Below are 19,027 nucleotides of genomic sequence, written 5' to 3'. Positions count from 1 at the left end.
GGTCATGCGCAGGTTGCTGCTCGTGACGGGACTGCTGCTCGCCGGCTGCACGACCCCTGAAGCCGGCTCGCCGACGCCGGGGGAACAGCCCACGGAGCCGCCGACGACCACCACGACCATCACCACGACCACGACCATCGCGGAGACCCAGGAGCGTCCGAGGGATCTCGAGATGGCCGGGCTGGACATCTGCGGACTGGTCGGGTCGCTGCCGCTCGCCACCTTCGGGCTCGACCAGGACCGCCCGCCGACCGGTGGCACCTCGACGAGCTTCCCCGGGTCGCAGGACTGCTTCGCCAACGGCGTCGAGGCGAACCTCGGGCTCACCATCGTCGCGGTCGTCGACCAGGGCGCCGCCGAGTACGCCGACGGCGCCAACGCCGAGGTCAGCGAGACCGTCGTGGACGGCTTCCCGCTCTACCTGCTGAAACCGGCCGCCCCCGACAGCTGTTTCGGCGCGGTCGACGTCGCCGACGGCCAGATGCTGTACGTCAACTACGGCCTCAGTTCGCCAGGTTCCGAGCCGGTCACTCCACAAGGAACACTCTGCGAACGTGTGCCGAGGATCGCCGCGGCGGCGCTGGCTGAACTCTGAATCGAGTGAGTGTCCACCACTCGATGGAAGATCTCGTGAAAAGTTCTTATAAGTGATTGATTCCTCGTGGGAACCACTCCACGGAGTCGTGCATCAGAGCTAGAGTCGTCGCAATCGCACAGACCGAGGGAGACGAACCGTGTTCGTGGCAGATGGCGGTGGTGGGAGCACAACGTCCGGCCCGACGTTCACCGGCACGCAGACCCTGCACATCGAGCCTTCCGCGATCCCGGAGGCGCTCAAGGCGTTCACCGAGGCGTACGACCGCGTGGCACGCAAGGTGCGCGACCTCTCCAGCCTGCCGGTCCAGGAGTGGGCGAGGGACCCGGTCAGCGGCGAGACCGCCAAGCAGTTCGCCGAGCGCACCAACACCGGTGGCGCCGACTCCGCGTTCGCGTGCCTCACCGGTTACCAGAAGCAGCTGCGGGCCGCGATCGAGTCACTGCAGAGCGCGCACGCCGACTACCTCGCCGTCGAGGGCAACAACACCGACCGCTGGGGCAAGTACGACCAGGCCTGATCCTTTTGTGAGGGAATCCCATGGGTTACCGCTGGCGGGGCTTCGAACACCCCGAGCTGTACAAGATGATCAACACCGGGCCCGGCTCCAGGGCGTCGGACCCGCAGACCATGTACTGGTCGTCGCTCTCCGAGGACCTGGCGCAGGTCGACCAGGACCTCAACACGAGGCTGTCCCAGCTCGGCTCGCGTTGGGAGGGCAAGGCGTCCGCGAGCGCGCAGGCCGGGCTGACCCCGCTCGCCGAGTGGGCCGGTGACGCCGAGACCGGTTCCGACGTCATGCGGATCTCGACGGAGAACCAGGGCGAGTACATCGTCGACGCGCGGGCCAACATGCCTGAGCCCGTCGAGGTGACCACCCAGGCCCCGTCCGGCTGGGCCGTTGCCGCGGCAGGCGTCGCCGCGGCCACCGGCAACGTCGGACCAGCCGTGCACGTGGCCGCGCAGGCCGCCGACCACGAGGCGCAGGAGGCCGCGCAGAGCGAGGCGGAGCAGCGCGCCATCGAGACCATGCGGACCTACGAGTCGAGCAGCACCTGGAACCGGGAGACGCTCGGCACGTTCGTCGCACCGCCGGACGTCGTGGTGTCGACCCCGGCACCGCAGGCCACCGGCACCGCGAGCGCGGTGCTGATCGGCAGCACGACGAGGTCGGTCCGGCCGGGCAGCGGCACCCAGTCCGGTGGTAGCGGCTCAGGCAGCCCGGCCGTGCACCAGCAGTCGCCCGGCACTCCGCAGGTCAACCCCGGCGGTTCTGGTGGCTCTGGTTCGGGTTCGGGTGGTTCCGGCGGCACCGTCGTGGGTGGCACTCCCGGCATCCCGAACGTGCAGGCCCCGCCCGCGGCGACCACCCCGCAGGAAGTGTTCGCCCCGCCGACGACCGCTCCCAACGGCCAGTACCCGCTCCCCAACCAGTTCCCGACCAACCCGTCGCCGACCCCGGGCCCGTCCTACCAGGGTGGCCAGCCGCCGTACTTCAACACCGGCCCCACGCTGCCCGGCCCGGTCGACAACGCGGGCGACATCGCCCGGCGTGCCATGCCGCTGCGGCCAGGCCTGCCGGGCATGCCAGGTATGCCTGGTGCGCCCGGTCAGAGTGGTCCGTTCGGTGGCCAGGGCGGCCCGTTCGGTGGCCAGGGCGGTCCGTTCGGTGGCGGTCAGGGTGGCGCGTTGCCAGGCGGCGGGATGCCCGGTGGCGGCGCTGGTGCCGGCGCGCTGGACGGTGAGCGTTCGCCGTCGCAGCTCGGCCGGGGTGGCGTCGCCGGTGGTGGCGTCGCAGGCGAGGGTGGTGTGGTCCGCAACGGGCCCGGCGCCGCCGGTGCCGCGGGTCGCGGCGGCAACGGTGTGCACGGTCCGGCTGGTGCCGCTGGCCGGCGTGCCGACGGCGAGGAGGACGAGGAGCACTACTCGCCCGACTACCTGCTGGAGAACGACGACGTGTTCGGCGACGACCGCAGGGTCTCGCCGACCGTGATCGGCGAATAATCCGTCCCTACCTTGGCGGGGAGTCGTTCCGGCGGCTCCCCGCCGCTGTCTTCGTAGGTAAGATTGCGCTGTGACCAGCACCTTCTCGATCGGTGACCGGGAGACCGCGCCGATCACGTTGACCGCACTCGAGTTCGACGTGCTGTGGGAGCATCTGAGGCTCGGTGCGCTGCCGCTCGTGGTGAAGGTGCCGTCCCCTGGCAAGACGTTCGAGGAGCGGGACCGGATCGAGGCCCGGGTGTGGGCCGACCTGGAGGCCAGGGGGCTCGGGCGGCCGATCGACGTGAACCCCGACATCGCGGAGCTGCTCTCGGTCCTTTCCCGGCCGGACCGCGAGGTCGACGTGCGTGCCTACGTCGGAAGCAACGTCCGGGTGCTCGCCGCCGCGGCCGGTGAGGTCGCCGCGGTCGCCGAGCTGTCGGAGGGGTCGGTGACGCTGCGGTCGGCGTCCGTGACCGGGCTGCCGTCCGCCGCGCTGGCCGTGCTGCCCTCGGTCGCCGCCGGGCCGGGGCAGTCGGTGACGTTGCGGACCGCCGACTTCGAGGCCGCCGCGAACGGCGCGGGTGGGACGCGGGAGGGGTTCGAGCAGTCGCTGCTCGCGAACGGGCTGCGGTCCGACGACGCCACCGCGCTCGCCGAGATGATCAAAGACGTGGCGCACATGGGTAACTTCGGCGCCGCCGCACGGGACAAGCTCGGCAGACGCAGACGGGCCGACCGGGTGGTGTCGTTCTTCGACACCGAGGACGGGCGGTACGTGCAGGTCCGGCGGCCCGCCGACGACGGGGCGCTGTGGACCACCATCTCGCCAGCCGACCTGCGCAAGCTCACGCACCACGTCGGTGAGCTGCTTGACGAAGTGGTCGCCGGGGCCAGTCAGTGAGCAGTGGTTCTTCCGTCGACCCCCGGGAGATGCGGGACGCGGTCGCCGCCGTGCTGCCATGGGACTCGCCTGCCCGCCCTGACCTGGCGAAGGCCGTGCGGCTGAGCCTGCGGACCCTCGCCAAGGTGGCGCCGGGGCGCAGCGTCGAGGTCCGGGTGCCGCCGTTCGCCGCCGTGCAGTGCGTCGAGGGGCCGAGGCACACCAGGGGCACGCCGCCGAACGTGGTGGAGATGGACGCCCGCACCTGGCTGGAGCTGGCGTCCGGCACTCTCCTGTGGACGGACGCGGTCACCGAGGGCCGGGTCACCGCGTCGGGGAACCGCGCGGACCTCTCCACGCTGCTCCCCATCATCCGGTTCTAGAAAATCCGGCCCAGCGTGTTGTCGTAGACCGACTTCCCGGCCTCCACCAGGTCGCCGGCACCGCCGAGGAGCACGTCGCCCGCGTCGTTCAGCAGCTCCCTGCCGGTGTCCTTCAGCTCGTCCCATGCCCCGTCCCAGTCGCCGTGGAGGGCGTCCCTGCCCGCCTCCCACAGGCCGCCACCGGCGTCCGACACGAGCTCGCCGGCGGAGTTGCCCTCCGGCGTGCCCTGGGTGACCGCGTCGTAGTTGCCGGTGGCGATGTTCGCCAGGTTGTTCAGCGACTGGTCGGAGTAGTACACGCTGTGGGCGCCGAGCACGTTTTCCTCGCCGGGCACCGCGAACTGGTTCGCGCCGAACTGCTCGTCGTACGGGCCGACCGAGCTGCCGTCGGCGGTGAACCAGCTGCCGCTCGTGGCCTGGACGATCGGGTCGTGCTCGGAGGCACCCGCCCACACGTGCCCGGCGCCGGGCGACAGCTGGTCCACACCGGACGCGCCGACCCCGGGGGCGCCGATGAATGCGATGTCGTCGGCCGCCAGGCCGTTCATGGCCGCGTAGCCGACCGTGGTGGCGCCGTAGCTGTGGCCGATGAGCGAGATGTGCTGCTGCGTCTGCGCCGAGGCCCGGTAGCCGTCCACATCGGACTTCAGCAGCTCGCCGCCCTCGATGGCGTTGTCCGGGGTGGCGACCGTGGTGTCCCAGGCCGGGGCGTCGTAGCCCAGCCACGCGATCGTGGCGTTGTTGCCGGGTTCCGCCTGGTCCATGGCCGCGCGCAGGTCCTGTGCGCTGCCGTTCGGGAAGCCGTTCTCCAGCGTTGTCGTCGTGCCGGGGACCACGACCGACACGTTGCTCGCCTGGTCCGGGTTCCCGTATGCGATCGCGAGGGTGCCCTCCTGCTTGCCGGGGCCGTACGGGTCGTAGGACAGGACGTAGGTGTCGTAGCCCGACCGCGCGGCCTCCTCGACGCGTGCGTTCGCGGCGGTCGCGTTGTCCAGCCCCCTGTTGGCGTCCTGGCGCTGGTCGAGCAGTTCGGCGAGCGCCGGTTCGTCGCGCAGCGCGCCCTCGTCGGCCGGGTCGATGCCCAGCTCGGCTGCCCGCGTGTTGATCTGGTTCGTGAGGTCCGTGTTCGCCGCCGCGAACCTGGTCACGTCCGCCTCGATGCGGTGGTGGTTGGCCTCGTTGAGCACCGGCGACGGCAGTCCGCGGAGGCGGCCGAGCGCGTCGAACTGCGTGGCCAGCAGCTCGTTCTGCGTCGTCTCCGGCAGCGACCTCCACCACTGCGCGACCTGACGCGGGTCGGTGCCGGGCGGCGGGACCGTCGCGCCCGACGCCGTCGTGGCACTGGCGGTCGTGGCGCCCGCGGTCGTGAAGGCCGGGCGGATGCCGCGCAGCGCGCCCGCGTAGGAACGCAGCACCTCCTCGTAGCTGGTCGTCAGCTGGGTCAGTACCGAGGCGGCCTGTGTGTCCGGGATGCCGCCCGACCGGTATGCCTGGATGGTCTGGTCCGCCGCGGTGCGCATGCGGCCGTACGCCGCCGCGGCCGCCTCGACCACGGACATCGCGTCGGTCAGCCGCTCCGCCGCCGTGGTCACGGCCGTCTTCGACGTGGTCAGCCGGGTGTCGAACGCCTGGGCCGCCGCACCAGCCCACTCGTTGACCGGCTTCAGTTCCACGTCCGTGAGCAGGGACTTCGCCGCGCCCATCGGCTCCAGCACCGCGAGGATCCTGCTCGTGTCGCCGCTCGCGAGCCGCGCGTACAGCTGCTCAGGGTCGGTCATATGCGGAACTCCTCACGGCGGATGTACTCGTCCGCGTTCTCGACCAGGCCGTCACCCGCGTCGGTCACCCACGACGCGCCACGTCTGAGGTCGTCCCCGTGCTCGCCGACGAACTCGGCGAACGCCGCCGCCAGGTCGTAGGCCGCGTCCACCTCACCGAGGGCCGCGGGCACCAGCTGTGCCACCGACAACCGCGCGGCCGCCTGTCCAACGGCGTCCGCACCCGTGTAAAACCCATCCGACGCGGCTCGCAACGCCGCGGGATCAACCTCATAACCGTCGGCCACGGAAGTGACCGTAACCCGGGGACGGTGGGCATAGGGTGGTTCATCGAACACTGTGTGCGTACGGGAAGGACAACATCACGTGTGGACGGCCCGCCGGTGGACCGGTGTGTTCGCGCAGCAGGCTGGTCTGTTCCGGACGGCCGTCGCCACGGCCAAGCAGGGCGACGACGTGCCGTCCTGCCCCGGCTGGACCTTCGCCGACCTGACCGTGCACGTCGCGCGGTTCCTGCACACGGCGACCCGCTACCTCACGAGTGGCAGCATCGTCGAGCTGCGGCCGCTGCCGGTGCGCAGAGACGTCGACCCGGTCGTCTACCTCGACGAACAGCTGGCCGCCGCCACGCAGGTGCTCAACAACACCTCCGGCAACCGTCCGGTGTGGACCTTCTCGCCGTCGGCGCCAGACCTCGCGTGGGTGTGGCACCGGCGGGTGGCGCACGAGCTGAACCTGCGGCGGTGGGACGCGCAGGCCGCGCTCCGCACGCTCACGCCGACCGACCGCGAGCAGGCCGCCGACGCCGTCGACGAACTGCTCGGCACGCTGCTCGCCGCCCGCATGCGTGGCGACTCGCCACCCGCGTTCAGCGGCACCGCCGTGGTGTCCTGCACGGATGGTCCGCAGGCGTGGCACGTGCGGATGACACCCGGCGAGGTGCCCGAGGTGCGGTCCGCGGACCGGAACGAGAAGGCCGACGGCCGACTGTCCAATCGCACCGCGAACGTCCTCTACCAGCTGCGCGGCCGCATGCAGCTCACTGGTGAGGGTGATCCCACAGTGCTGAAGGCATTGCGGATGAGCTGAACATCGCACCGGACGACCTACACTTGGGAAGCACCTGACGCCATCAAGCGGGGAGTTGCTCTCGGTGGTCATCGATCCGACCGTCTCCGACCAGACCGAACAGATCGACCAACCGGAACCCGAGCCTCGCGAGGAATGCGGCGTGTTCGGGGTGTGGGCAAAGGGCGAGGAAGTCGCCAAGCTCAGCTACTTCGGCCTCTACGCGCTGCAGCACCGAGGACAGGAAGCCGCGGGCATCTCGGTGTCCGACGGGCAGAAGATCGTCGTGTTCAAGGACCTGGGGCTCGTCTCCCAGGTGTTCGACGAGCAGGTACTCGTCTCGCTGCAGGGCCACATCGCCGTCGGCCACTGCCGCTACTCCACCACCGGGTCCACGACCTGGGAGAACGCGCAGCCGACGTTCCGCACCACCGCCACCGGCAGTGGGCTGTCGCTCGGCCACAACGGCAACCTCGTCAACACCGCCGAACTGCTCGACCGGGCCCGTGAGCTGGGCATCGCCATGAGCGGAGCCAGCGCCACGGGTGCCACCAGCGACTCCGACCTGCTCTCCGGCCTGCTGGCCGCCACCGCAGCGGACATCGGGATCGAGCAGGCCGCCATGAACCTCCTGCCCGGGGTTCGTGGCGCGTTCTGCCTCGTCTTCGCGGACGAGACCACGCTCTACGCGGCCCGCGACCCGCACGGTGTGCGGCCGCTGGTGCTCGGGCGGCTCGAACGGGGCTGGGTCGTCGCGTCCGAGACGGCCGCGCTCGACATCGTCGGCGCGTCGTTCGTGCGCGAGGTCGAGCCGGGCGAGCTGATCGCCATCGACGACCACGGGCTGCGGTCCTCCCGGTTCGCGAACCCCGAGCCGAAGGGCTGCGTGTTCGAGTACGTGTACCTGGCCCGGCCCGACACGACGATCGCGGGCCGGTCGGTGCACGCGGCCCGCGTCGACATCGGCCGCAGGCTCGCCGAGGAGCAGCCGGCCGAGGCGGACCTGGTCATCCCGGTGCCGGAGTCCGGCACCCCGGCCGCCATCGGGTACGCGCAGGGCTCCGGCATCTCCTACGGGTCCGGCCTGGTCAAGAACGCCTATGTCGGCCGCACGTTCATCCAGCCGTCGCAGACCATCCGCCAGCTGGGCATCCGGCTCAAGCTGAACCCGCTGCGCGACGTGATCCGCGGCAAGCGCCTTGTCGTGGTCGACGACTCGATCGTGCGTGGCAACACGCAGCGTGCGCTCATCCGCATGTTGCGGGAGGCGGGCGCGGTGGAGGTGCACGTCAGGATCGCCTCGCCACCGGTGCGCTGGCCGTGCTTCTACGGCATCGACTTCGCGTCCCGCGCCGAACTGGTCGCCAACGGTCTCGACCTGGACGGGATCCGCCGCTCCATCGGCGCGGACTCGCTCGGCTACGTGTCGCTCGACGGCCTGATCGCGGCCAGTGAGCAGCCCCGCAGCCGGCTGTGCACGGCGTGCTTCGACGGCGACTACCCGATCCCCATCCCCGACGAGGACCGGATCGGCAAGCACCTGCTCGAGGGCCTCGAGCGCGGGGTCGCGGGGTCCGCCGCCCCTGTCGTGCCTGCGGGGTACGGTGCCTCGGACGCACTCCAGCGTCCCTGACCCAAACCGGAGCCATGACCGACACCAGCGCGACTCCCGACTCCCCGCACGCCACCTACGCGGCAGCGGGAGTGAACATCGAGGCAGGCGAGGAAGCGGTCGAGCAGCTCAAGCCGTTCGCCGAGAAGGCGACCCGGCCCGAGGTTCTCGGCGGCATCGGCGGCTTCGCCGGGCTGTTCAAGCTCAGGCTGGATCGCTGGAAGGAGCCGGTGCTCGCGTCGTCCACCGACGGGGTCGGCACCAAGATCGCGGTCGCGCAGGCGCTGGACGTGCACGACACGGTCGGCATCGACCTGGTCGCCATGGTCGTCGACGACCTCGTCGTGTGCGGGGCGGAGCCGCTGTTCCTGCAGGACTACATCGCGGTCGGCACCGTCGTGCCGGAGCGGATCGCCGCGCTGGTCAAGGGCATCGCCGAGGGCTGCGTCCAGGCGGGCTGCGCGTTGCTCGGCGGCGAGACCGCCGAGCACCCCGGCCTCATGACCGACGGGGCCTACGACCTGTCCGCGACCGGGGTCGGCGTCGTCGAGGCCGACCGGCTGCTCGGCCCGGACCGGGTGCGGCCCGGCGACGTGCTCATCGCCATGGGGTCGTCCGGCCTGCACTCCAACGGATACTCGCTGGCCAGGCGCGTGCTGCTGGAGATCGGCCGCATGCCCCTGGAGGGTCAGGTCGAGGAGTTCGGCCACACCCTGGGCGAGGAACTACTCGAACCCACCCGCATCTACGCCAAGGACTGCCTCGCCGCGGCCGCGGAGGCCGACGTGCGCACGTTCGCGCACATCACCGGTGGCGGCATGGCCGCGAACGTCGCCCGCGTCATCCCGAGGGGCCTGCGTGCGCGACTGGACCGCGGCACGTGGACGCCCGCGCCGGTGTTCTCCCTGATCGCCCAGCGCGGCCGCGTCGAGCGGGCCGAGATGGAGAAGACGTTCAACATGGGTGTCGGCATGGTGGCCGTCGTGGCCGCCGACGAAATGGACCGCGTCCTGGCCGTGCTCACTGCGCGGCACGTGCCCGCGTGGGTGCTCGGCGAGGTCGGCCCGGCAGGCGACGACGGGCCGCGTGCCGAGCTGGTCGGCAACCACCCCAGGTTCTGAAGCTGATGATGAAGTCTGGTTTCAGTGTTTTCTGATCTGGTGGTGACGTCGGCGTTCGTGATTCCCGAAGCGGAGCTGCGGGAACGGTTCTCGCGGTCGTCCGGGCCCGGCGGGCAGGGGGTCAACACGGCGGACAGCCGCGTCGAGCTGTCGTGGGATGTGGCCGGGTCGCCTTCCGTGCCGGAATGGTTGCGGGAGCGGCTCGTCGCCCGGCTGGGGCGGCGGCTGGCCGGTGGGGTGTTGACGGTGGCGGTCAGTACGCAGCGGGCTCAGCTGGCCAACCGGGCCGAGGCCCGGGAGCGGCTGGCTTCCCTGTTGCGGGCCGCGGCATCGCCACCGCCTCCGCGCAGGCGGGCCACCCGGCCTTCCCGGGGGTCGGTCGAGCGGCGGCTGTCCGCCAAGAAGCGGCGGTCGCAGACCAAGAAGGGGCGCCGGGCTCAGTCCGACGAGTGAGCCGCCGGTGGATCGCCCACCTCGGCGCGTACGCGGCAGCCGGTTGGGTGATGGACAACCGGGGCCGGGAACCTGACACTGATTCACGTCCGGTTCCCTGCCCCGGAGGTCAATGACGATGCGCCGGCTGGTCCTGGTTGTGCTGCCCGTTGTGTTGGCGATGCTGGTACCGGGGGTGGCCTCGGCAGCTCCGCCGAAATACGTCGCGCTCGGCGACTCCGCCGCGTCGGGCCCGCTGATCCTGCCGCCCGACCTGAGCATGGCGGGCTGTTTCCGCTCCACCGTGAACTACCCGAAGCTGGCGGCCGCGCGGCTTGGGCTCGCGATCACCGACGTGACCTGCTCGGGTGCCGACACGAACGACATGTTCAACCCGCAGGAGACCGACCTCGGCACCGCGCCGCCGCAGCTCGACGCGCTGACCGCCGACACGTCGGTGGTCACGCTGCAGATCGGTGGCAACGACACCGGGCTCGTCGGACTCGCGGAGTCGTGCCTGAACGTCTGGCCCGAGTGGCTCTCCGGCTCGTCGTGCGCAGACGAGTACACCGCGGGCGGCCGTGACGTCTACGGCGAGCGGGTGGCCGCCGCGCGGCCCAAGGTCGACGCGGTGCTGGCGGCGATCCACCAGCGGGCACCGTCCGCGCGGGTGTTCGTGGTCGGCTACACGACCTACCTGCCGCAGAACGGCTGCTACCCGAGGGTGCAGGTCTGGGCCCGCGACGCGAACTACATCCAGGCCAAGATCGACCAGCTGAACCAGGTCCTCGCCGACGCGTCCTCGGCCGGTGGCGCGACCTATGTGGACATCAGGACGCCGGGCATCGGCAAGGACGTCTGCAAGTCCGCGTCGGTGCGCTGGACGGAACCGTTCATCCCCGAGAACGTGGCAGCCCCCCTGCACCCCAACGCGGCGGGCATGCGTGGCATGGCAGCGGTGGTAGGCGCGGCGATCGCCGGATAGCGGTTTGGCCTCCGGCCCCCGGTTGCGAGCCTACGGCGGGGGACCGACATTCCACGGCGCGCGAAAGCGGGTTGTCCACAGCGGACTCGACTGTCCCCAGGCGCAGCCCACCATCGCGAGGAATGTCGGTCCCCGTCGCTACGTTGGATTCCGGGGGCCGGAGGCCAATGTTCAGGATCTGGTCTCGTCTCACCTGATCTTGACACCCGGCACCCCGGCTCCGCCAACGATTTCGATATCGCCAACCGTCTCGTTGTCACCGGCCTGATCACCCTCTGCCGAGTTCACACCTGACCGGCGTGCCGCACGGCACTCACCCATTCGGGCGGTCCGTCGAATGGTGTTCCGTGGCGCGGCACGACGGCTGGTCGGCGCGCGTGGCCTGGTAGGAGACTGTGCGGTGCCGTCAGACTGGCATCGACGACAAGGGACCGAGGTTGGATTGTGTTGCGCCGGTTCGGCGGATTGTTCGGGCGTGTGCACACATTTCGGTGGAAATCCGAGCCGCGCCCATTCCGTGCGAATGAGGAGCACTCGATGATGGGTAAACGAAGCCGGGCCCTGGCTGGTTGGTGTGCGGCAGTGCTGATGTCGGGAGTGGTGTTGGTGGCCGGCGCACCGTCGGCGGCGGCGGTGTCCGACCCGGGCGAGGTCTACGGCTGGGGCGTCAACTTCGGCGGCAATGTCGGTGATGGCACGACCACCACCCGGTCGGTGCCGGTGCCGGTGTGCGCTCCCGGCGGCACCGCGCCGTGCGGCAGCGTGCTCGACGACGCGGTGCAGGTCGCCGACGCGTCGGACGGCCACAGCCTCGCGCTGCTGGCCGACGGGTCGGTCTACGCCTGGGGCGGCAACGGCAGCGGCCAACTCGGTAACGGCACCACCACCGGCAGCACGGTTCCGGTGCAGGTGTGTGCGGTCGGGCAGAGCGCTCCGTGCGGGGCATTCCTCGACGACGTGACCGCCATCTCGGCGGGAAGCTTGTTCAGCCTGGCGCTGTTGGCTGACGGCGGCGTCGTCGCCTGGGGCAACAACGTCTTCGGCGGGCTCGGCGACGGTACCAACACCAGCCGGAGTGTGCCGGTGCGGGTGTGTGCGGTCGGGCAGAGTGCCCCGTGCGGGACCTTCCTCGATGACGTGACCGCCATCTCGGCAGGCGGCTTCTTCGGCATGGCGATCGTGACCGGCGGCGCCGTCGTCGCCTGGGGCCACAACGACTTCGGGCAGCTCGGCGACAACTCCACCACCAACCGGTCGGTGCCGGGCGCCGTGTGCGACGACTCCCTGTGCGGTGGGCAACTGACCGGCGTCACCGCTATCGACGGCGGTCTGCGGCACTCGCTTGCCCTGCTGCCCAGCGGCTTCGCTCTGTCGTGGGGACGCAATGACGACGGGCAGTTGGGCGGCAACACCACCTCCAGCCGGAGCACCCCCGGCGACGTGTGCTCCGAAACCGGCTGCGGCACGGGCCTGTCCACCATCATCCAGGTCAGCGCCGGCTCGTTTTCCAGCGCCGCCGTCCTGGCCGACGGAACCGTGCGCAGCTGGGGCGGCAACTCCAGCGGACGGCTCGGCGACGGCACCACCACCGACAGCACGATTCCGGTGCGGGTGTGTGCGGTCGGGCAGAGTGCCCCGTGCGCCAACCTGCTGATGGGCGTCGAGGAGATCAGCATGGGCACGGTCCACACCCTCGCCCGCATCGACGACACCCTGGTCGGCTGGGGCGGCAACGGCTCAGGGCAACTCGGCGACGGGACGACCACCAACCGCACCGTCCCGGTGCAGGTCTGCGCACCCGGTCAGACCGCGCCCTGCGGTCAGTTCCTCGACCTGGTCGGCACCCTCACCGCAGGCGACTTCGTCTCGCACGCGATCCGGGTGACCACACCCCCGCCGGTCGACGAGGCCGACCTGGCCGTCACGTTGTCCGCCGCGGCGGTGCTCCTGCAACCCAGAATCAACTACACGGTCGGCGTCACCAACACCGGCCCTGACGCACTGTCCTCGGCCACCGTCGTCACCGCCGTCCCGTCCGCCACCACCTCGGTGACCAACCTCGGATCCTGCACCTACAACGGCACCCTCAAACAGGTCAGCTGCCCGGTCGGCGCCCTGGCCGCCAGCGCCAGCACCAACTTCACCTTCCGCGCCAACATCTCCACCCTCACCATCGGGCTCCCCCTCAACGCGGGAGCCCAACGCATCACCAGCGCCCCCAACGACCCCAACCCGGCCAACGACTTCGACAGCGCCAACTGCCTGGTCATCACCGGCCTGATCATCCTCTGCTGAGTCCACGAGCGTTGTTCGAAGTGGAGTGTGCGACAGCCCCGTCTTGCCGGATCGTTTCCTCTCGCGGAAACGATTGGCCAGGCGGGGCTGTTGGGGTGCGACCCAACGTCTCCGCCGCCGGAGGCCGCCGTCACGGCGGCGGACCAGTCGTGGCGCGGATGACCAGTGTCGGCCGCACCACCAGCCGCGCAGGTTCGGTTCGTTCGCCGCGTACCCGGGAGATCAGCGCGGATGCCGCCAGCCTGCCCATCTCGTCGCGGGGCTGGTCGATCGTCGTGAGGCCGATGTGCCGCAGCGCCGCGAGCCACGTGTTGTCGTACCCCACCACCGACACGTCCTCCGGCACACGCAGCCCCGCCTCCGCGAGCGCGGACAGCACCCCGACCGCGTTCAGGTCGTTCGCCGCGATCACCGCGGTGAACGGTCTTCGCAGCTCCCGGATCGCCGCGGCGCCCGCGGCTTCCGTGAACTCGCCGCGGACCACGCGGGGCGCCAGCCCGTGGCGGGTCATGGCCAGCCGGTAACCCGTGCGCCGGGGGGCCGCCTGCGAGCCGGTGCCGCCGTCGATGTGGACGATGTCGCGGTGGCCCAGTGCCACCAGGTGGTCGACGGCCAGCGCGCAGCCGGTTCTGCCGTCGTCATTCACTGTGTCCACTGTGGACAATCGGGATGATCGGGACACCAGCACCAGAGGGATGTCCGCCGCGGTCGTGATCGCCGACGACGGCACCACCGGTCCAAGCAACGCGATCCCGGCGGGCCGGAACGACGTCAGCGACCGCAGTGCCTGCTGTTCCCGCGCTGGGCTCCGCCCGCCCGTGTTGATCACCAGCTCGAACCCGGCTGCTCTGGCATGACCGTCGAGGCCGTCGACCACCTCGGCCCAGAACGGGTTGTGCAGATCGGACACCATCACGCCAAGCACGTGCGAGGTCCGCGACGCCAGCGACCTTGCCATCGCGTGCGGCGAGTACCCCAGCGCCGCCGCCGCCTCGAGCACCGCCGTGCGCCGGGCCGCGCTCACCTTCGGCGACCCGCGCATCACCAGCGACACCAGCGCCCGGGACACGCCGGCCCGCGCCGCGACGTCCTCCATGGTGGGGCGGGCCAACGGGGGACCTCCTTGACACTGATGTGACGGCCATTACAGGATAGGCGGATTAGAGCGCTCCAACGCAAGGAGCAGTATGCGGATCGGCGTGGCGGGTGTCGGGCGGATCGGGACCATGCACGCGGCGAACCTCGCCGCGTTGTCCCAGGTGGACGAGGTCCTGCTCTACGACCCGATCGCCGGGCGCGCCGATCGGGCGGCCACGCTGCCCAAGTCCCGCGCGGTGCCGGAACTGGCCGACCTCCTTGAGCAGAGCGACGGCGTTCTCGTCGCCACCCCGACCGACACACACCCGGTCCTGGTCCGCGCGTGTCTCGCGGCCGGGAGACCGGTGTTGTGCGAGAAGCCGATCGCCGCCGACCTGGCCGCGATGGCCGCGCTGGTCACGGAGATCGAGGCGGCGTCGGTGCCGGTGCTGGTCGGGTTCCAGCGACGGTTCGACCCGGCGATGGTCGAGCTGCACCGCCGCATCGGTGCCGGTGAGCTGGGCGCGGTCTACCAGGTGCGTGCCACCGGTTTCGACGCGCAGCCGCCGGACTTCTCCTACCTCCCCGGCTCCGGCGGCATCTTCCGTGACCTGCTAATCCACGACCTCGACGCCGTGCCGTGGCTGGTCGGCGAGCCGGTGGTGGAGGTGTACGCGTCCGGCTCGGTGCTCGTCGACGAGGCGTTCGCGGCCGCCGACGACGTGGACAACGCGGTGGTGCTGCTGAAGTTCGCCGGCGGCGCGCACGCGGTGCTGACCGGCGGGCGGCACGACCCGCTCGGCTACGACCACCGCATCGAGGTACTCGGCGCACGGGACTCGGTGGCGGTCGGCCTGGACGAGCGCACTCCCCTGAACGGCGTCACGGACGCCTACTCCGGCTTCCCCGACCGGTTCAGCCACGCCTACCGCAACGAGATGCGGGTGTTCACCGACGTGCTCGCCGGCCGCGCGGACAACCCGTCGCCCGCCAGGGACAGCCTCGTCAGCCTCCGGCTCGCGGACGCGTGCGACCAGTCTCGCCGCGGCGGGAAACCGGTGCGGACTCATCAATGGAGCACAGCATGACGAAGGTCGCGGCGGCACCGATCTCCTGGGGTGTCTGCGAAGTGCCGGGCTGGGGCCGGGTGTTGCCGAGGGCGACGGTGCTCGGGGAGATGGCCGCTCTCGGCATCGCCGCGACCGAACTTGGCCCGCCGGGTTACCTGCCGACCGAGGTGCCGGACCTGGTCGCGCTGCTGGACTCGCACGGACTCGGCCTCGTGGGCGGGTTCTTCGCATCCGCACTGCACAGCGTCGACGAGGCCACTGTGGACGATGCGATGGCGGTCGCGGAGCTGCTGGCCGGGGCGGGGGGCGAGGTGCTGGTGCTCGCCGCCGCGACCGGGCTCGACGGCTATGACGAGCGGCCCGCACTGTCCGACAAGGAATGGGCGACGCTGGTCGACACGGCCGCGCACATCGCGGAACGTGCCGCCGGACTCGGGCTGCGGACCGTGCTGCATCCGCACGTCGGCACGCACGTCGAGACCTACGCCGAGGTCGAGCGGTTCGTGCACGACTCAGAACTGCTGCTGTGCGTCGACACCGGGCACCTGCTGATCGGCGGCACCGACCCGGTCGACCTCGTGCGCCGCCACCCGAGGCGCGTCGGGCACGTGCACCTCAAGGACGTCCGCGAGGACCTCGCCGAGCAGGTGCGGACGGGCGCCATCACCTACACACAGGCCGTCAAGGACGGCATCTACGTGCCGTTGGGCGCGGGCGACGTCGACCTGCCGGCCATGCTGAAACTGTTGCGGGACAACGACTACGACGGCTGGTACGTGCTGGAGCAGGACACCTCCCTTCCGGACGACCCGGCGAAGGACCCCCTGCCGCGCACCCACACCAAACAGAGCCTGGATCATCTGGATCGACTCATGACCGCCTAGACAGGAGATAAGACAACGATGTCGAGGACCTCCGCCCGGGCACGACGAGCGCTATGGCCGGCCGCCGCGGCCTTCCTGCTCGCCGCGTGCACCGGGCCGTCAGCGGACACCGGCCAGGAAGAGCCGGCCCCCGACAGCGGGGGCGTGGACTCCACCGCACCGCTCGACTTCGCGGTGATCACCCACGGCAGCGAGGGCGACGCCTTCTGGAGCGTGGTGCAGAACGGCGCGCAGGACGCCGCGCGCGACCTCGGCGTGAAGGTCAGCTACCTCGCCGACGGCGACGCGGCCGCGCAGTCCAAGCTCATCGACAACGCCGTGGCGCAAGGGAAGACCGGCCTCGTGGTGTCGATGGCGAACCCGGACGCGCTCAAGTCGTCCATCGAGGCCGCCGTCCGCGCGGGCATCCCGGTGATCACGATCAACTCGGGCGCCGACCGCAGTGTCGAGTTCGGCGCGATCACGCACGTCGGCCAGGACGAGACGGTCGCGGGCGAGGCCGCGGGCAAGCGGCTCAAGGACGAGGGCAAGAAGAAGCTCCTCTGCGTGATCCACGAGGCGGGCAACTCCGGCCTCAACGACCGCTGCGCCGGTGCGAAGGAAGGCTTTGGCGGGAACGTCACGAACCTGCAGGTCGACGTCGCCAACCCGACCGACGCGGAGGCCCGCATGCGTGGCGCGCTGCAGACGGATCCGTCGATCGACGGCGTGCTGACGCTGAACTCGCAGGTCGCCGACCGTGCGGTCGCCGCGGCGGACGCGGCGGGCTCCTCCGCCGAGGTCGCCACGTTCGACCTCAACACCGACGTCGTCAAGTCCATCCAGGAGGGCAGGATCCTGTTCGCCGTGGACCAGCAGCAGTACCAGCAGGGCTACGTGCCGATCGTGATGCTGAAGCTGTACCGCGAGAACGGCAACACCCTCGGCGGCGGGCAGCCGGTGTTCACCGGGCCGGGATTCGTCGACGAGTCGAACGCCGACCAGGTCGAGACCTACACCGAGCGAGGCACCCGATGACCGCCGTGGATGAGCGGGTGGCTCAGAACCACCTTGTGCAGCGGGCGGTCGTCCGGCCCGAGATCGGCGCTCTGCTCGGTGCGCTGGTGGTGTTCCTGTTCTTCTCGATCGTGACCGACAAGTTCCTCACCATGGGCGGCGTCGCCACCTGGCTGGACGACTCGGCGACGCTCGGGATCATGGCGGTCGCGGTGGCGCTGCTGATGATCGGCGGCGAGTTCGACCTGTCGGCCGGTGTGATGACCGCGTCGACAGCACTGGTCACGGCCATCTTCGCGACACAGGTCGGCCTCAACGTGTGGCTGGCGCTGCTGCTCTCGCTGATCTTCGCGCTCGGCGTCGGCGCGCTCAACGGGTGGCTCGTCGTGCGGACCGGGCTGCCGAGCTTCATCGTCACGCTCGGCACCTTCCTCGCGTTGCAGGGCCTGAACCTGGGTGTCACCCGTCTGGTGACGAACAGCGTGCAGGTGTCCGGGATGCGCAGCGCCGACGGCTACGAGTCGGCGGGGTTCGTCTTCGCGTCCACGTTCGACATCGGCGGCACGTCGTTCCGGATCTCGATCATCTGGTGGCTCGGGTTCGCCGCGCTGGCCGGGTACCTGCTGGTGCGCACGAAGTTCGGCAACTGGATCTTCGCGGTCGGCGGCTCGGCGCCCAGCGCACGGGCGGTCGGCGTGCCGGTGGCCCGCACGAAGATCCTGCTGTTCATGACGACCGCGACCGCCGCGTGGCTGGTCGGCTCGATCAACATCCTGCGCTACACGACCGCGCAGGCCAACGAGGGCATCGGCCTCGAGTTCCAGTACATCATCGCGGCCGTGATCGGCGGCTGCCTGCTGACCGGCGGGTTCGGCTCGGCACTCGGCGCCGCCATCGGCGCGCTGATCTTCGGCATGGCCCGTCAGGGCATCGTGTTCGCGAACTGGAACTCCGACTGGTTCATGCTCTTCCTCGGCATCATGCTGCTCGGCGCGGTGCTGGTGAACAACACCTTCCGGCGTCGAGCGGAAAGGGTCCGGCGATGACGACAACACCGACCGCTCCACTGATCGAGGTCGACGGGATCGGCAAGAACTACGGCAGCGTGATCGCACTGCGGGACGTGTCGACGGTGGTCAACGCGGGTGAGGTGACCTGTGTGCTCGGCGACAACGGTGCCGGCAAGTCGACGCTGATCAAGATTCTTGCCGGGGTGCACCAGCACGACCGGGGGCGGCTCCTCGTGAACGGCGAGGAGACCCGGTTCACCTCGCCCCGCGACGCACTGGACGCCGGGATCGCGACCGTCTACCAGGACCTGGCGGTCGTGCCGCTGATGTCGGTGTGGCGGAACTTCTTCCTCGGCTCCGAGCCGACCGTCGGCGTCGGGCCACTCCAGCGGCTCGACCGCGGGCGCGGCAGGCAGATCGCCAGGGAAGCGCTCGCGGACATGGGCATCGACCTGCGGGACGTCGAGCAGCCGGTCGGCACGCTGTCCGGCGGTGAGCGGCAGTGCGTGGCGATCGCCCGCGCCATCCACTTCGGCGCGAAGGTGCTGATCCTCGACGAGCCGACCGCCGCGCTCGGCGTGAAGCAGTCCGGGGTGGTGCTGCGGTACGTGGCGCAGGCGCGGGACCGGGGGCTCGGCGTCGTGCTGATCACCCACAACCCGCACCACGCCTACCCCGTCGGCAACCGGTTCCTGCTGCTCAAGCGCGGCGCCAGCCTCGGCTCGTCCGAGAAGTCGGAGATCACCATCGAGGAGCTGACCCGTCAGATGGCAGGCGGCTCCGAACTGGAGGCGCTGGAACACGAGCTGCGGGAGGTCTCGAGCTAGTGTCCTGATCTTTGTGCAAGGCCGGAAC

The 19,027-nt window shown here is 70.6% G+C and carries 19 protein-coding genes; 16 read left to right on the top strand and 3 right to left on the bottom strand.

Features of this window, described 5'->3' with window-relative positions; translation table 11 throughout:
- The first annotated feature begins 4 nt into the window (after positions 1-4).
- From WBA97_RS29740 to WBA97_RS29720, 5 genes are all read left to right on the top strand, one after another.
- On the top strand, positions 5-595 hold the full coding sequence (locus WBA97_RS29740) for a DUF3558 family protein (protein WP_424234265.1): 591 nt from the start codon (positions 5-7) through the stop codon (positions 593-595).
- 139 nt (positions 596-734) lie between these two features.
- Complete coding sequence (locus WBA97_RS29735; RefSeq protein WP_424234264.1) at positions 735-1,115, top strand: hypothetical protein; 381 nt, start codon at positions 735-737, stop codon at positions 1,113-1,115.
- A gap of 20 nt (positions 1,116-1,135) precedes the next feature.
- Complete coding sequence (locus WBA97_RS29730; RefSeq protein WP_424234263.1) at positions 1,136-2,599, top strand: hypothetical protein; 1,464 nt, start codon at positions 1,136-1,138, stop codon at positions 2,597-2,599.
- 70 nt (positions 2,600-2,669) lie between these two features.
- A complete protein-coding gene (locus tag WBA97_RS29725; protein ID WP_424234262.1) occupies positions 2,670-3,482 on the top strand; it encodes an ESX secretion-associated protein EspG in 813 nt (270 codons plus the stop codon).
- Positions 3,479-3,844 (top strand): sterol carrier family protein, encoded by a 366-nt coding sequence (locus WBA97_RS29720; RefSeq protein WP_424234261.1) that lies wholly within the window; start codon positions 3,479-3,481, stop codon positions 3,842-3,844. Before WBA97_RS29725 ends, WBA97_RS29720 begins: the two co-directional genes overlap by 4 nt.
- Here WBA97_RS29720 and WBA97_RS29715 read toward each other — a convergent pair.
- Both WBA97_RS29715 and WBA97_RS29710 read right to left on the bottom strand, forming a co-directional pair.
- Positions 3,841-5,622, bottom strand: a complete 1,782-nt coding sequence (locus WBA97_RS29715) for an alpha/beta hydrolase (RefSeq protein WP_424234260.1) — start codon at positions 5,620-5,622, stop codon at positions 3,841-3,843. The genes WBA97_RS29720 and WBA97_RS29715 overlap by 4 nt on opposite strands.
- The gene (locus tag WBA97_RS29710) at positions 5,619-5,909 is read right to left on the bottom strand and encodes a hypothetical protein (protein ID WP_424234259.1); all 291 of its coding nucleotides are present in this window, start codon (positions 5,907-5,909) and stop codon (positions 5,619-5,621) included. Before WBA97_RS29710 ends, WBA97_RS29715 begins: the two co-directional genes overlap by 4 nt.
- A gap of 79 nt (positions 5,910-5,988) precedes the next feature.
- Between WBA97_RS29710 and WBA97_RS29705 the strand changes: the two genes are divergently transcribed.
- The 6 genes from WBA97_RS29705 to WBA97_RS29680 all read left to right on the top strand — a co-directional run bounded on the left by WBA97_RS29705 (position 5,989) and on the right by WBA97_RS29680 (position 13,135).
- Complete coding sequence (locus tag WBA97_RS29705) at positions 5,989-6,711, top strand: maleylpyruvate isomerase N-terminal domain-containing protein (protein WP_424234258.1); 723 nt, start codon at positions 5,989-5,991, stop codon at positions 6,709-6,711.
- Between the two features lie 70 nt (positions 6,712-6,781).
- On the top strand, positions 6,782-8,323 hold the full coding sequence (gene purF / locus WBA97_RS29700; RefSeq protein ID WP_424234303.1) for an amidophosphoribosyltransferase: 1,542 nt from the start codon (positions 6,782-6,784) through the stop codon (positions 8,321-8,323).
- A gap of 14 nt (positions 8,324-8,337) precedes the next feature.
- Positions 8,338-9,423 carry a phosphoribosylformylglycinamidine cyclo-ligase gene (gene purM / locus WBA97_RS29695; RefSeq protein ID WP_424234257.1) on the top strand — a complete coding sequence of 362 codons (1,086 nt, stop codon included), beginning with the start codon at positions 8,338-8,340 and terminating at the stop codon, positions 9,421-9,423.
- A 15-nt stretch (positions 9,424-9,438) separates the two neighbouring features.
- Positions 9,439-9,876, top strand: a complete 438-nt coding sequence (gene arfB, locus WBA97_RS29690) for an alternative ribosome rescue aminoacyl-tRNA hydrolase ArfB (RefSeq protein WP_424234302.1) — start codon at positions 9,439-9,441, stop codon at positions 9,874-9,876.
- A 118-nt stretch (positions 9,877-9,994) separates the two neighbouring features.
- Positions 9,995-10,840, top strand: a complete 846-nt coding sequence (locus WBA97_RS29685; RefSeq protein WP_424234256.1) for an SGNH/GDSL hydrolase family protein — start codon at positions 9,995-9,997, stop codon at positions 10,838-10,840.
- A gap of 606 nt (positions 10,841-11,446) precedes the next feature.
- Positions 11,447-13,135 carry a hypothetical protein gene (locus tag WBA97_RS29680; protein ID WP_424234255.1) on the top strand — a complete coding sequence of 563 codons (1,689 nt, stop codon included), beginning with the start codon at positions 11,447-11,449 and terminating at the stop codon, positions 13,133-13,135.
- A gap of 130 nt (positions 13,136-13,265) precedes the next feature.
- Here the strand turns inward: WBA97_RS29680 and WBA97_RS29675 are convergent, their stop codons facing one another.
- Complete coding sequence (locus WBA97_RS29675; RefSeq protein ID WP_424234254.1) at positions 13,266-14,246, bottom strand: LacI family DNA-binding transcriptional regulator; 981 nt, start codon at positions 14,244-14,246, stop codon at positions 13,266-13,268.
- Positions 14,247-14,322: 76 nt separating this feature from the next.
- Between WBA97_RS29675 and WBA97_RS29670 the strand changes: the two genes are divergently transcribed.
- From WBA97_RS29670 to WBA97_RS29650, 5 genes are read left to right on the top strand one after another with little or no spacing between them, the layout of a single operon-like run.
- A complete protein-coding gene (locus tag WBA97_RS29670) occupies positions 14,323-15,300 on the top strand; it encodes a Gfo/Idh/MocA family protein (protein ID WP_424234253.1) in 978 nt (325 codons plus the stop codon).
- A complete protein-coding gene (locus WBA97_RS29665; protein ID WP_424234252.1) occupies positions 15,297-16,166 on the top strand; it encodes a TIM barrel protein in 870 nt (289 codons plus the stop codon). Before WBA97_RS29670 ends, WBA97_RS29665 begins: the two co-directional genes overlap by 4 nt.
- Positions 16,167-16,184: 18 nt before the next feature.
- Positions 16,185-17,183, top strand: a complete 999-nt coding sequence (locus WBA97_RS29660) for a sugar ABC transporter substrate-binding protein (protein ID WP_424234251.1) — start codon at positions 16,185-16,187, stop codon at positions 17,181-17,183.
- Positions 17,180-18,208 carry an ABC transporter permease gene (locus tag WBA97_RS29655; RefSeq protein ID WP_424234250.1) on the top strand — a complete coding sequence of 343 codons (1,029 nt, stop codon included), beginning with the start codon at positions 17,180-17,182 and terminating at the stop codon, positions 18,206-18,208. The genes WBA97_RS29660 and WBA97_RS29655 overlap by 4 nt, the downstream gene beginning before the upstream one ends.
- Positions 18,205-18,999, top strand: a complete 795-nt coding sequence (locus tag WBA97_RS29650; RefSeq protein ID WP_424234249.1) for an ATP-binding cassette domain-containing protein — start codon at positions 18,205-18,207, stop codon at positions 18,997-18,999. The genes WBA97_RS29655 and WBA97_RS29650 overlap by 4 nt, the downstream gene beginning before the upstream one ends.
- Positions 19,000-19,027 lie beyond the last annotated feature (28 nt).

This window comes from Actinophytocola sp. (assembly GCF_049647105.1).
Taxonomy (GTDB): Bacteria; Actinomycetota; Actinomycetes; order Mycobacteriales; family Pseudonocardiaceae; genus Actinophytocola.
This window is presented reverse-complemented; position numbering and strand designations above follow the sequence as displayed.